Source organism: Paraburkholderia sp. MM5482-R2, assembly GCF_050436125.1.
Taxonomy (GTDB): Bacteria; Pseudomonadota; Gammaproteobacteria; order Burkholderiales; family Burkholderiaceae; genus Paraburkholderia; species Paraburkholderia tuberum.
Genome location: NZ_JBNDLP010000002.1, coordinates 179,582 through 192,240, shown reverse-complemented (window position 1 = coordinate 192,240; position 12,659 = coordinate 179,582). Strand labels below are relative to the sequence as shown.

9 protein-coding genes are annotated in these 12,659 nt (G+C 63.7%); 8 read left to right on the top strand and 1 reads right to left on the bottom strand.

Annotation, left to right across the window (positions count from 1 at the left end):
- The first annotated feature begins 65 nt into the window (after nucleotides 1–65).
- From atpG to OKW37_RS03900, 4 genes are all read left to right on the top strand, one after another.
- On the top strand, nucleotides 66–950 hold the full coding sequence (gene atpG / locus OKW37_RS03915) for a F0F1 ATP synthase subunit gamma (RefSeq protein WP_184061006.1): 885 nt from the start codon (nucleotides 66–68) through the stop codon (nucleotides 948–950).
- A gap of 101 nt (nucleotides 951–1,051) precedes the next feature.
- Nucleotides 1,052–2,446, top strand: coding sequence for a F0F1 ATP synthase subunit beta (gene atpD, locus OKW37_RS03910; protein WP_090802401.1), 1,395 nt, complete (start codon nucleotides 1,052–1,054; stop codon nucleotides 2,444–2,446).
- A 158-nt stretch (nucleotides 2,447–2,604) separates the two neighbouring features.
- Complete coding sequence (locus OKW37_RS03905) at nucleotides 2,605–3,030, top strand: F0F1 ATP synthase subunit epsilon (RefSeq protein WP_008917918.1); 426 nt, start codon at nucleotides 2,605–2,607, stop codon at nucleotides 3,028–3,030.
- Between the two features lie 234 nt (nucleotides 3,031–3,264).
- On the top strand, nucleotides 3,265–4,995 hold the full coding sequence (locus OKW37_RS03900) for an AMP-binding protein (protein WP_429407958.1): 1,731 nt from the start codon (nucleotides 3,265–3,267) through the stop codon (nucleotides 4,993–4,995).
- A 790-nt stretch (nucleotides 4,996–5,785) separates the two neighbouring features.
- Here the strand turns inward: OKW37_RS03900 and OKW37_RS03895 are convergent.
- Complete coding sequence (locus OKW37_RS03895) at nucleotides 5,786–6,577, bottom strand: transporter substrate-binding domain-containing protein (RefSeq protein ID WP_429407960.1); 792 nt, start codon at nucleotides 6,575–6,577, stop codon at nucleotides 5,786–5,788.
- A 294-nt stretch (nucleotides 6,578–6,871) separates the two neighbouring features.
- On the opposite strand from OKW37_RS03895, the gene hemE reads away from it, so the two are divergent.
- The 4 genes from hemE to OKW37_RS03875 all read left to right on the top strand — a co-directional run bounded on the left by hemE (nucleotide 6,872) and on the right by OKW37_RS03875 (nucleotide 12,567).
- On the top strand, nucleotides 6,872–7,972 hold the full coding sequence (gene hemE / locus OKW37_RS03890; protein WP_429407962.1) for a uroporphyrinogen decarboxylase: 1,101 nt from the start codon (nucleotides 6,872–6,874) through the stop codon (nucleotides 7,970–7,972).
- Between the two features lie 474 nt (nucleotides 7,973–8,446).
- Complete coding sequence (locus tag OKW37_RS03885) at nucleotides 8,447–10,684, top strand: primosomal protein N' (RefSeq protein WP_429407964.1); 2,238 nt, start codon at nucleotides 8,447–8,449, stop codon at nucleotides 10,682–10,684.
- Between the two features lie 169 nt (nucleotides 10,685–10,853).
- Entirely contained in the window at nucleotides 10,854–12,284 is a 1,431-nt protein-coding gene (locus OKW37_RS03880; protein WP_429407966.1) for a YeiH family protein, read from the top strand.
- Between the two features lie 109 nt (nucleotides 12,285–12,393).
- Entirely contained in the window at nucleotides 12,394–12,567 is a 174-nt protein-coding gene (locus OKW37_RS03875) for a hypothetical protein (RefSeq protein WP_260321177.1), read from the top strand.
- The last annotated feature ends 92 nt before the right edge of the window (nucleotides 12,568–12,659 follow it).

The window sequence follows — 12,659 nt, the reverse complement described above, 5'->3', positions numbered from 1 at the left end:
GGCCGCATTGCATGGGACCCGAGTTAGCGCTAAAGCGCTAACTCGGGCCGACAAAGGAGCAAGCAATGGCTGGAATGAAGGAAATTCGCGGCAAGATCAAGAGCGTGCAAAACACGCGCAAGATCACGAAAGCGATGGAGATGGTGGCCGCATCGAAGATGCGCCGCGCTCAGGAGCGCATGCGCGCTGCTCGCCCGTATGCCGACAAGGTCCGCGATATCGCCGCGCACATGAGCCGTGCGAACCCGGAGTATCGTCACCCGTTCATGGTGTCGAACGAAGGCGCGAAGGCGGCCGGCATCATCCTCGTCACGACTGATAAAGGTCTGTGCGGGGGGATGAACACCAACGTGCTGCGTGCGTCGCTGCAGAAGTTCAAGGAACTGGAAGGCCAGGGCAAGACGTTCGAGGCAACCGCGATCGGCAGCAGGGGTCTGGGCTTCCTGAACCGCCTGCAGGCGAAAGTCGTCTCGAACGTCGTGCAACTGGGCGATACGCCGCATCTGGAAAAACTGATCGGCGCTGTGAAGGTGCAGCTCGACCTGTACTCGGAAGGGAAGATTTCGGCGGTGTACCTCGCGTACACGCGCTTCGTCAACACGATGAAGCAGGAGCCGGTGATCGAGCAACTGCTGCCATTGTCGGCGGACCAGTTCGAGCGCACGGAAGAAGACGGTACGACGCCGAGCACGCAGTGGGACTACATCTACGAGCCGGATGCGCAGGCAGTGGTGGACGAACTGCTGGTGCGTTATGTCGAAGCGCTGGTCTATCAGGCCGTCGCGGAAAACATGGCATCGGAGCAGTCGGCCCGCATGGTCGCGATGAAAGCCGCTTCGGACAACGCGAAGACGGTCATCAACGATCTGCAGCTCGTCTACAACAAGAGCCGTCAGGCCGCGATCACGAAAGAACTGTCGGAAATCGTCGGTGGAGCGGCGGCCGTCTGACCCCGGTCAGGCAGGTCGTTGCGTGTGCGCCCGAGCGGCGCGCCCATCGGAGAAACTGCGCCTTTGCGCGAGTGAAGAATTGAGTATCTAAAGGAAAAGCGATGAGTACTACTGCTTTGGTAGAAGGCAAGATCGTACAGTGCATCGGCGCGGTGATCGACGTGGAATTTCCGCGTGAAACCATGCCGAAGATCTACGACGCGCTCATTCTGGAAGGTTCGGAACTGACGCTCGAAGTCCAGCAGCAGCTGGGCGACGGCGTGGTCCGTACCATCTGTCTGGGTGCTTCGGATGGTCTGCGCCGCGGCACGATCGTGAAGAACACGGGCAACCCGATCAGCGTGCCGGTCGGCAAGCCGACCCTCGGCCGTATCATGGACGTGCTTGGCCGTCCGATCGACGAAGCCGGCCCGATCTCGAGCGAAACCACGCGTGCGATCCACCAGAAGGCTCCGGCGTTCGACCAACTGTCGCCGTCGACCGAGCTGCTCGAAACCGGCATCAAGGTTATCGACCTGATCTGCCCGTTCGCGAAGGGCGGTAAGGTGGGTCTGTTCGGTGGCGCCGGCGTGGGCAAGACCGTGAACATGATGGAACTGATCAACAACATCGCGAAGGAACACGGTGGTTACTCCGTGTTCGCCGGTGTGGGCGAGCGTACCCGCGAAGGGAACGACTTCTATCATGAAATGAAGGACTCGAACGTTCTCGACAAGGTCGCGCTGGTGTACGGCCAGATGAACGAGCCGCCGGGCAACCGTCTGCGCGTCGCGCTGACCGGCCTGACGATGGCCGAGCACTTCCGTGACGAAGGCCTCGACGTGCTGTTCTTCGTCGACAACATCTACCGTTTCACGCTGGCCGGTACCGAAGTGTCGGCACTGCTCGGCCGTATGCCGTCGGCAGTGGGCTATCAGCCGACGCTGGCTGAAGAAATGGGTAAGTTGCAAGAGCGTATTACGTCGACCAAGACTGGCTCGATCACGTCGGTGCAGGCCGTGTACGTCCCTGCAGACGACTTGACCGACCCGTCGCCGGCTACGACCTTCGGCCACCTCGACGCAACCGTCGTGCTGTCGCGTGACATCGCTTCGCTCGGTATCTACCCCGCGGTGGACCCGCTCGATTCGACCTCGCGTCAGATCGACCCGCACGTGATCGGCGAAGAGCACTATTCGATCACGCGCGGCGTGCAGCAAACGCTGCAGCGCTATAAGGAACTGCGCGACATTATCGCGATTCTGGGCATGGACGAACTCGCGCCGGAAGACAAGCTCGCCGTCGCGCGCGCTCGTAAGATTCAGCGTTTCCTGTCGCAGCCGTTCCACGTCGCTGAAGTGTTCACGGGTTCGCCGGGCAAGTACGTGCCGCTGAAGGAAACGATCCGTGGCTTCAAGATGATCGTCGAAGGCGAGTGCGACCACCTGCCGGAGCAAGCGTTCTACATGGTCGGCACGATCGACGAAGCCTTCGAAAAAGCCAAGAAGATCCAGTAAAGGTCGGGTGTAACGAAGCGGGCGCCGACCTCGCGCATCACGGCTGCCAAAACGGTAGTGTTGCGCAAAGCCAGCGTCTCTGATTACGCTCAACCCGCCTTGCATGGGACGGGAGTCAGCACTCAAGCGCTAACTCTCGTCGACAGGAGTCGACACATATGGCAACTATTAAAGTAGACGTCGTCAGCGCGGAAGAGGAAATCTTCTCGGGCCAGGCGAAGTTCGTCGCGCTGCCAGGCGAAGCGGGTGAACTCGGCATTCTGCCGGGCCACACGCCGCTCATCACGCGGATCCGTCCGGGTGCGGTGCGCATCGAAGTTGAAAACGGCGAAGAAGAGTTTGTGTTCGTCGCCGGCGGCATCCTCGAGGTCCAACCGGGTGCAGTGACGGTTCTCGCCGACACCGCGATCCGCGGCAAGGATCTCGACGAAGCCAAGGCCGAAGACGCACGCAAGCGTGCGGAAGAGGCGCTGCAGAACACGGGCTCGAACCTCGAGTACGCGACCGCACAGGCGGAACTCGCGTACGCGACGGCGCAGCTCGCGGCAATCCAGCGTTTGCGCAAGCTGCGCGGCCAGCACTAAAGCAGCACGTAGTGGAAGAAAGCAGCCTGCGCGGCTGCTTTTTTTTGATAGCTAGTTGACGTTTACGTAAAGGTCGGCAAAATCCACGAGGTTGGAGAAACGGACGGTCGCCGCTCGCCGCGGTCGATGCGACGCGGTGCGGGTAAGACTTGATGCCGGCCGGATACGCGCCGGTGCACAATCGATTTCAAATTCATTTCAATCGAGCGCGCTTGCGCTCACGGAGACAACACCATGGCAACGCATAGCTCGGGAGAAGGTGCGCTCATCGAACCTGCGGATGGACTGTCGTATGTGCGCGGGTCGACCGAAAATCCGTTGAGCGAAGCGACCGTCGGCGAGCTTCTGCGCGACACCGCGGCGCGCTTTCCCGACCGGCCGGCCGTGGTGTTTCGGGAGCAGCGCATCCGCTGGACGTGGAGCGAATTCGCGCAGGAAGTGGATGTGCTTGCGTCCGGGCTGCTTGCACTCGGCATCGCGAAGGGCGATCGCGTCGGCATCTGGTCGCCGAACCGCGTCGAGTGGCTGCTGACGCAGTTCGCGACCGCGCGTATCGGCGCGATCCTCGTCAACATCAATCCTGCCTACCGGCTCGCGGAGCTCGAATACGCGCTGAACAAGGCCGGTTGCAAGGCGATCATCACCGCCGAGCGCTTCAAGACGTCGATGTACCTCGAGATGCTGCAGGAACTCGCGCCCGAATTGGCGACGCAGCCGCCGGGCGAACTGCATGGCGCGCGGCTGCCGGAACTGCGCTACGTGATCCGCATGTGCGACACGGAGACCCCAGGCATGCTGAGCTTTTCCGACGTGATCGAGCGTGGCCGTGCGTCGTTCGACGCCACCCGGCTCGATGCGATCGGCGCGACGCTGTCGTGCCGGGAGCCGATCAACATCCAGTTCACGAGCGGCACGACGGGCAATCCGAAGGGCGCGACGCTGACGCATCGCAACGTCGTGAACAACGCGCGCTATATCGCGATGGCGATGCGGCTCAGCGAGCAGGACGGCCTGTGCATTCCAGTGCCGCTGTACCACTGCTTCGGGATGGTGCTGGCGGTGCTCGCGTGCGTGTCGGTCGGGGCGAACATGGTGTTTCCGGGCGAGGGCTTCGATCCGGCCGCGACACTCACCGCGACGGCGGAGGAAAAATGCACCGCGCTGCACGGCGTCCCGACGATGTTCATCGCAGAACTCGACCATCCGAGCTTCGCCTCGTACGACTTCTCGCGGCTGCGCACCGGCATCATGGCGGGCTCGCCGTGCCCGATCGAGACGATGAAGAAGGTCGTCTCGAAGATGCACCTGAGCGAGATCACGATCGCCTACGGCATGACGGAAACCAGCCCAGTCTCGTTCCAGAGCTCGACGACCGATCCGCTCGACAAGCGTACGACGACAGTCGGTCGCATCCAGCCGCATCTCGAAGTGAAAATCGTTGATCCGCTCGGCAATATCGTGCCGGTCGGCGAAACGGGCGAGCTATGCACGCGCGGCTACTCGGTGATGCTCGGTTACTGGGGGGACGACGCGAAGACGCACGAGAGTATCGTCGACGGCTGGATGCACACGGGCGACCTCGCGACGCTCGACGCCGAAGGCTATTGCAACATCGTTGGCCGGCTGAAGGACATGCTGATTCGCGGCGGCGAAAACATCTATCCGCGCGAGATCGAGGAGTTTCTGTTCCGTCACCCGAAGATCCAGAGCGTGCAGGTGTTCGGCGTGCCCGATACCAGGTATGGCGAAGAAGTATGCGCGTGGATCGTGCTGCGGACCGGCGAACAGGCGACGGCAGAAGAAATCCAGCAGTTCTGCCAGGGACAGATTGCGCACTACAAGGTGCCGCGGTATATCCGCTTCGTCGATGAGCTGCCGATGACCGTGACCGGCAAGGTGCAAAAATTCGTGATGCGCGAACGGATGATCGGCGAGTTGAAACTCAGAGAGGACAAGACGGCATGACGCCGCCGCAGCACGCTGCGCAGCCAAATATGCCAAATAGGTACGGTAGAACAGGAGTTGCGCGGCGAGGATTCGTCGCGCGCAAACGTTTGAGCAGGCGAAAAAAAAGCGGGCCTGGAGCCCGCTAAAAACCACACGCTACGGGGTTAGCGCGAGGAGACCAAAGATGGGACGGTTATCACGACGCCCCTGCGTCGATGACGGCCCCAGCAGGGATGCCCCTTTACAGGGCTTCGGCAAGCGCCGACCGGCAAGTGCATCGTATCCGCTCACACCACGCACACAGCCACATCCGTGTTGAAACCGTTGAGGGCATTGTGGGCGAATTACCCTATGAACGCGGTAACAAAGTGTTTCAGGTTGTAACGCCCGCCAGATAAGGCGCTGCGGGATTTATTGCCAAAATGAAACCTTTAAAACGTAGTTATTACCGATGACTACGCCGCAATTTGATACGCATGATTGATGCCATTCATGACGCCTGGTGCAGCAGAAATTGGGTCACTAATCAGCGTGAAATGGTTGCGTCTGCAGCGTTCGAGCGACGAATTTCCTGCGGTACCAGCGCTGGGACCCTGCCCCGAAATACATCGCAATTCGATGAAAAACCTGTGATGCAATGCAGCAAAGCAAATCCGCTTGTGCAGCGTATTGGAAAGGGGCGCATCGCTGCACCTTGGACCTGACCCGGACAGTTATACGACCCGACGACGTCGCCCTTCGTTACATCATCGCCGGCCCCCCAAATCTCCAGGCGCGCGCAGGCCGCCCTCCAACGGACACGGTCGGCTTACTTCAACCACTTGTCCGAGATAGCCTGATACTCGCCGGTCGCTCGAGCGAGATGCAGCCACTGATCGACGTATTGCTGGAACGCGACATCCCCGCGCGGTAGCAACCAGGCCTTCTCGCCGTACTGGAACGGCTTGTCCGGATGCACCGAGCAGAGGCCGGGATTGAGTTTCTGCTGCAGCAGCGTTTCCGACGCATCCGTCACCATCACGTCCGCCTTGCCCGCGAGGATCTGCCTGAAGATCGTCACGTTGTCCGGATAAACGGTCACGTTTGCGTGCGTGAAGTATTGCTTCGCGAACTTCTCGTTGGTGCCCCCCGGATTGACGATCACTCGTGTGGACGGTTGATCGATCTGCGCGACCGTCTGGTATTTGTTGACGTCGTCGCAACGGACGATCGGCGTTTTGCCGTCGATCATGTAAGCCTGTGTGAAGAACGCATGCTTCTGGCGCTCGAGCGTCGGCGACACACCGCCAATGCCGATGTCGCACTTTGCGACGAAGTCGTTCATCAGGTTCGACCACGACGTCTTGACGAACTCGACCTTCACGCCGAGCGACTTCGCGAGCGATTCAGCCATGTCGATATCGATGCCCTCGAACTGGCCATCGCCCCTGTAGAACGAATACGGCTTGTAGTCGCCGGTCGTGCAAGCGCGCAGCGTGCCGCGGCTGATGATGTCGTCGAGCCTGGACGGCGCGGGCGCGGCGTTTTGCGCGCTGGCTACGCCGACGTGCATCAGGACGCCGGCGAGCGCGCCGAGCATTGCGAGTGCTGCCTTCTTCATCGAGTCTCCTGGCGGTGTGTAGTGTGCAGTTCATCGGTAAAGCTGTTGGATAGTAGCTTGGCAGCGCGGGCTTGAACATCGGCCGTTCAGCCAGGGCGACCCGGGCAGCGGAAGACATCGACCCTGACCCGTGCGCGCAGTGGCGGCCGGTAGCTGATCGAGGTGCGTCCGAGTTGCTTCCCGCCCGCTTCCCACGACGCGCCGTCGCCACATTCATTACCCCGCGACACGCGATGTCCGGAGCCGCCTCCGGTAAAATGCTCCTTTGCCCTCAGCTCTTCAGTCGCACGCAACGTGGCCCATCAACTCCTGAACGACACTTTTCTGCGCGCGCTGCTGCGCCAGCCCACCGACTACACGCCGATCTGGCTGATGCGGCAGGCTGGCCGCTATCTGCCGGAATACAACGCCACGCGCGGCCGCGCGGGCAGTTTCCTCGGTCTCGCGAAGAACCCGGCTTTCGCGACGGAAGTCACCTTGCAGCCCCTCGATCGCTATCCGCTCGACGCCGCGATCCTGTTCTCCGACATCCTGACCGTGCCCGACGCGATGGGCCTCGGTCTCGAGTTCCTCAACGGCGAAGGGCCGAGATTTGCCCGTCCGGTGCGCACCGAAGACGACGTCGCGCGCATAGCGGTGCCCGACATCGACGCGACACTGCGCTACGTGACCGACGCCGTGCGTGAAATCCGCTCGGCGCTGAAGGACGCGCAAGGCCGCCAGCGCGTGCCTCTGATCGGTTTCTCAGGCAGCCCGTGGACGCTCGCGTGCTACATGGTGGAAGGAAGCGGCTCGGCGGACTTTCGCACCGTCAAATCGATGCTGTACGCGCGTCCCGATCTGCTGCAGCGGATTCTCGAGGTCAACGCGCGCTCGGTCGCGGCATATCTGAACGCGCAGATCGAAGCTGGCGCGCAAGCGGTGATGATTTTCGACACATGGGGCGGAGCGCTCGCCGATGGCATCTATCAGCGCTTTTCGCTGCGCTACATCGAGCAGGTGGTCAGCCAGCTGAAGCGCGAACACGACGGCGAAAAAGTGCCCGTAATCGCGTTCACGAAGGGGGGCGGCTTGTGGCTCGACGACATCGCCGCGAGCGGCGTCGACGCGGTGGGCCTCGACTGGACCGTGAACCTCGGCAAGGCGCGCGAACGTGTCGGTGGCAAGGTGGCGCTTCAGGGCAACATCGATCCGTCGGTGTTGTTTGCGCCGCCTGCCGCGATCCGTATGGAAGCGCGCGCGGTGCTCGACAGTTTCGGTAACCATCCCGGCCACGTTTTCAATCTGGGTCACGGCATTTCACAGTTCACGCCGCCAGAGCATGTTGCTGAACTGGTCGACGAAGTGCATCGTCACAGCCGCGCTATTCGTAGTGGCGCACATACGCCCGCGTGAGTGTGTAATCATTACCGTTTCTTGTTGCACCGCAGCGAATTGGGCTCTCGCCCTAAGGACCGCAGCTCCGCGAATACGCCGCCAGATGGTGGTCTTACGAAAGTCAAGAGCTGACTTATGCACACTTCGCACGCTGCGGCGCGGTAGAGACTTTAATCGTGCCCCGACCCTTGCACATACTCGGCGCATTTGATCTGAGCCTTGTCGGGCAAGGGTTTGCGGGGCGCGTGATGAAATGTGCGGAATCCCACACAAGGCCGTCGCGGCGCCGTTTGCAGCCCGTCGAAGCGAAGTTCTCAACAAAGTTATCCACAGGGCCGCGAGCCGAGCGCAATTGTTCAGTCGAATCCAAAACTTAGCGGTGAAATTAAGGTTTTACTTTAACTTCTACGGCTTCGCGTTCCGTGCGACCCACCCCGCGCCGCGAGTTGGCCTCGTGCCGGCTCATCCTCAGCGCCACGCCGAGTGAACGAAATGTTCGTCCGCGTCGCGCTCGACCATCCGCTGCCGACCCTGTTCGACTACCGCTGCGACATCTCCGGGGCGGCTGTCGTAGGCACGCTCGTCAGCGTTCCATTTGGCAAGCGGCACGTGGTGGGGCTCGTTTGCGAAGTGACCGCTCACAGCGACGTGCCGGCCGAGCGCCTGCGTGATGTGGATCAGGTCTGCACGGCGTGTCCGCCGGTGTCGACACATTGGCTCGCGCTCGCCGCATTCGCCGCGGACTACTATCAGCGCGGTCTCGGCGAAGTGGCGCTGCCGGGGCTGCCGCAGGCGCTGCGCGACGCGTCGCGCTGGTCGCGGCTGTTCGCGCCGGAAGAGCGCTATCGGTTGACGGCCGAGGGCCGCACGGTATTGCCTGACGCCTTGCCGGCCCGCGCGACCGCGCTCCGAGCGCTCGCGCAAGCGCTCGCTCGAGCCGACTTCCTCCTCGCTGCCCACGCCCGCGCGCTGCATCCGAAGGCGCTGGCGACACTCGACACATGGCAGACGGCAGGCTGGGTCACGCTCGATGTGATCGACGCCGCCACGGTGCCCGCCGCCGCGTCGCTGCCGAACATGCCCCCGCCTGCCCTGCCAACCCTCACCGACGAACAGGCGAGTGCCGTCGAAGCGATCCGCGACGCCCACGGCTTCGCGCCGTTCCTGCTGCACGGGGTGACGGGCAGCGGCAAGACCGAGGTGTATCTGCGCGCGCTCGCCGCGATTCTGGCCGGCAAGCCCGATGCGCAAGCGCTCGTGCTGGTACCGGAAATCAACCTGACGCCGCAGTTCGAGGCGGCGTTCCGCGCCCGCTTCGCCGCGCTCGACGCCAGCGCGATCGTCACGCTGCATAGCGGCCTCGCCGAAGGCGAGCGCGCCCGCAACTGGTTCGCCGCGCATACCGGCCGCGCGCGCATCGTGCTCGGCACGCGGCTCGCGGTGCTCGCGTCGCTGCCGCGGCTGGCGATCATCGTCGTCGACGAGGAGCACGATCCGGCCTACAAGCAGCAGGAAGGCTTGCGCTATTCGGCGCGCGATCTCGCGATCTATCGGGCGAAGCAACTCGGCGTGCCGGTCGTGCTTGGCTCGGCGACGCCGTCGCTCGAGAGCTGGTGGCAGGCAGATCAGGGCCGCTACGAGCGGCTCACGCTGTCGCGCCGCGCCGTCGCCGAGGCCGCACTGCCGAGCGTGCGTCTCATCGATCTCGAAGACGAGCGCCGGCGCGGGCGGGCATCGATCGAAGGTTTGTCGGGCCCGTTGATCGCCGCGATGAAGGCGCGGCTCGAACGCGGCGAGCAGAGCCTCGTGTTCCTCAACCGCCGTGGCTACGCGCCGCAACTCGCCTGCGACGCGTGCGGCTGGGTGGCCGGTTGTCCGCGCTGCAGCGCCTACGTCGTGCTGCACAAGCCCGAGCGCGCGCTGCGCTGCCATCACTGCGGCTGGGAGTCTCGTATCCCGCGTTCGTGCCCGGAGTGCGGCAACGTCGATATCGCACCGCTCGGGCGCGGCACGCAGCGCGTCGAGGAAACGCTTGCGAGCGCGGTGCCGGGCGCCCGCGTGCTGCGAATCGACGCCGACAGCACGCGCCGCAAGGGCAGCGCGCAGGCGTTGTTCTCGGACGTGCACGCGGGCGAGGTCGATATTCTGGTCGGCACGCAGATGATCGCGAAGGGACACGATTTCCAGCGCGTGTCACTGGTTGGCGTGCTGAACGCCGATACCGCGCTGTTTTCGCATGATTTCCGCGCGAGCGAGCGCCTGTTCGCGCAGCTGATGCAGGTGAGCGGCCGCGCGGGCCGCGCCGGTCTGCCGGGCGAAGTGCTGGTGCAGACGCGCTATCCGCGTCACGCGCTGTATCACGCGCTGTGCCGTCATGACTACGTCGGCTTCGCCAATGCGACGCTCGCCGAGCGACGCGACGCGCACCTGCCGCCGTTCGTCTACCAGGCGCTGTTGCGCGCCGAAGGCCGCACGCTCGAAGCGGCGCTCGCGTTTCTGCAGCAGGCCGCCGCCGAACTTGCGCGGATTCCTGCCGCCGGGCGCGTCACCGTCTACGACGCAGTGCCGCTCACGATCGTCAAGGTGATGCACGTGCATCGCGCGCAGCTGCTGATCGAAAGCGCATCGCGCGCGGCGCTGCAGGCTACGCTGCGCGCGTGGCAGCCACTGTTGCGCGTGCTCAAGGGCGTGCTGCGCTGGAACCTCGAAGTCGATCCGCTCGACATCTGACGCCACGGGCCAGATGACGCCCGCCATACTTCTTTGAGTCATATCCATAGAGCGAATGATCGTTTCGCTTTGCGATCCCGCTCGCCTATAGTCGCCAAATCGGCGCATTTTGGGGCTAAACGACAATAACTTCGCGCCGATGCCACTCAACTTTCGTGGGGCATCTGCAATGAGCGACACCCATCACACCGTGCCGGAGGGCGCCGCGCCGGGTCAGCGGCAAGGTACACAAGACGCGCAAACCGCACGAGGCAGCGGCTTTTCGCTGACCGAAGACTGGCTCGCCGCGGGCGTCGGCCTGCTCGTGATCGTGATCGCGTGGGCGCTGTTCGCGTCGGGCAGCAGCATCAAGTGGCTCGCGGTCGCGCCGGCCAAATGGTCGAGCGTCGCGCAGGCCGCGCAGGACATCGGCAAGCATCTACCCAACTACTTCGCGCTATTCGCGACATTCGCGGTGCTGTTCGGCGCGAGCGTCGCCCTGCTCCGGCAGCGCGTCGGCGCGTTTCTCGCCGCGTTCGTCGTGGTGTTCGTCGCTTCCGCGCTGATTCTGACGCTCGGCGCATGGGTCGACGCGTCCAGGTACAACCTCGAGCCGCCGCTCGTCGCGCTCGCGCTCGGGCTGCTCGTGTCGAACCTGTTCACGCTGCCGGAGTGGCTCGCGGCCGGGCTGCGCGTCGAGTTTTACATCAAGGTCGGTATCGTGCTGCTCGGCGCGACGCTGCCGTTCACGCTGCTCGTGTGGGCCGGTCCGGTCGCGGTCGTCCAGGCGAGCATCGTGTCATTGGTGACGTTCTTCGTGATCTTTCTCGTTGCGCGAGCATTCGGACTCGATCGACGCTTTGCCGCCGTGCTCGGTGTCGGCGGCGCGGTGTGCGGCGTGTCGGCAGCGATCGCGATTGCCGGCGCGGTACGGGCGAAACGCGAGCAGGCGTCGGTCGCGATCACGCTGGTCGTGCTGTGGGCGATCGTGATGATCTTCGTGCTGCCGTTCGCGTCGCGCTCGCTCGGACTGCCGACGGCCGTCGCCGGCGCCTGGATCGGCACCTCCGAATTCGCCGACGCCGCGGGCATCGCCGCCGCCCAGGCCTACGGCGATTTCGCGCGCCACGCAGGCGGCGCGATCGCCGGCGCGCCGGAAGCGTCGTTGCAGGCCTTCACGCTGATGAAGGTGGTCGGCCGCGACATCTGGATCGGCATCTGGGCGTTCGTGCTCGCAATCGTCGCGACGACGCGCTGGGAAGCGCAGGACAGCGGCGTCGCCGCGCGCGCGAATGCCGGTGAGATCTGGGCGCGTTTCCCCAAGTTCGTGATCGGCTTCGTGATCGCGTCGGCGTTGGTCACGTGGATCGCGAGCCATTATTCATTCGCCGATTACCGTCAGGTCGTCACGCCGGAGTTCGTCGCGCCGATCACGGTGCTGCGCACGTGGGCGTTCACCTTCTGCTTCCTGAGCATCGGTCTGACGACGCGCTTGCGCTCGCTTGCCGCGACCGGTCTGAAGCCGTTCCTCGCGTTCACGGCGGGCGTGGTGGTCAATATCGCGATCGGTTACGCGCTGTCCGCACACGTGTTCGCGTCGTACTGGAACAGCCTCGGATAACGCCATGAAGATTTCGATGGATCGTGGCGCCGGCGCTGCGCCATACGTAGGCGCCGTAGAGCGCAGCTGCGCGGCGGACGCGCCCTGCTGCGCCGCATGCCGGCATCGCGTGAGCGAACGGGATGCGCTCGAGCAGCGCATCCCAGGGCTTGCCGTGTTCAGTTCAGGGTTCGGCGCGAGCGTCGCCGATAGCCGACTGTGTGGTCTGCATGACCAGTTGGTATCGCCCGGCGATGTCTGTGCGCGGTTCGAGCCGGTTGCGCCGTCGCTCGGGCCGCGCTGATCCAACAGCGATCTTCAGGCGCAACTCCCCCGCGCCAATCCAGTCGCGAATCCCCACATTCGCGCGCATCCGGCTTCATGAGCCGTTGCGCG

Excerpts from the sequence above, each read along its gene's own strand:
- atpG (WP_184061006.1), top strand. The coding sequence starts at position 66 with ATGGCTGGAATGAAGGAAATTCGCGGCAAGATCAAGAGCGTGCAAAAC.
- atpD (WP_090802401.1), top strand. The coding sequence starts at position 1,052 with ATGAGTACTACTGCTTTGGTAGAAGGCAAGATCGTACAGTGCATCGGC.
- OKW37_RS03905 (WP_008917918.1), top strand. The coding sequence starts at position 2,605 with ATGGCAACTATTAAAGTAGACGTCGTCAGCGCGGAAGAGGAAATCTTC.
- OKW37_RS03900 (WP_429407958.1), top strand. The coding sequence starts at position 3,265 with ATGGCAACGCATAGCTCGGGAGAAGGTGCGCTCATCGAACCTGCGGAT.
- OKW37_RS03895 (WP_429407960.1), bottom strand. The coding sequence starts at position 6,577 with ATGAAGAAGGCAGCACTCGCAATGCTCGGCGCGCTCGCCGGCGTCCTG.
- OKW37_RS03885 (WP_429407964.1), top strand. The coding sequence starts at position 8,447 with ATGTTCGTCCGCGTCGCGCTCGACCATCCGCTGCCGACCCTGTTCGAC.
- OKW37_RS03880 (WP_429407966.1), top strand. The coding sequence starts at position 10,854 with ATGAGCGACACCCATCACACCGTGCCGGAGGGCGCCGCGCCGGGTCAG.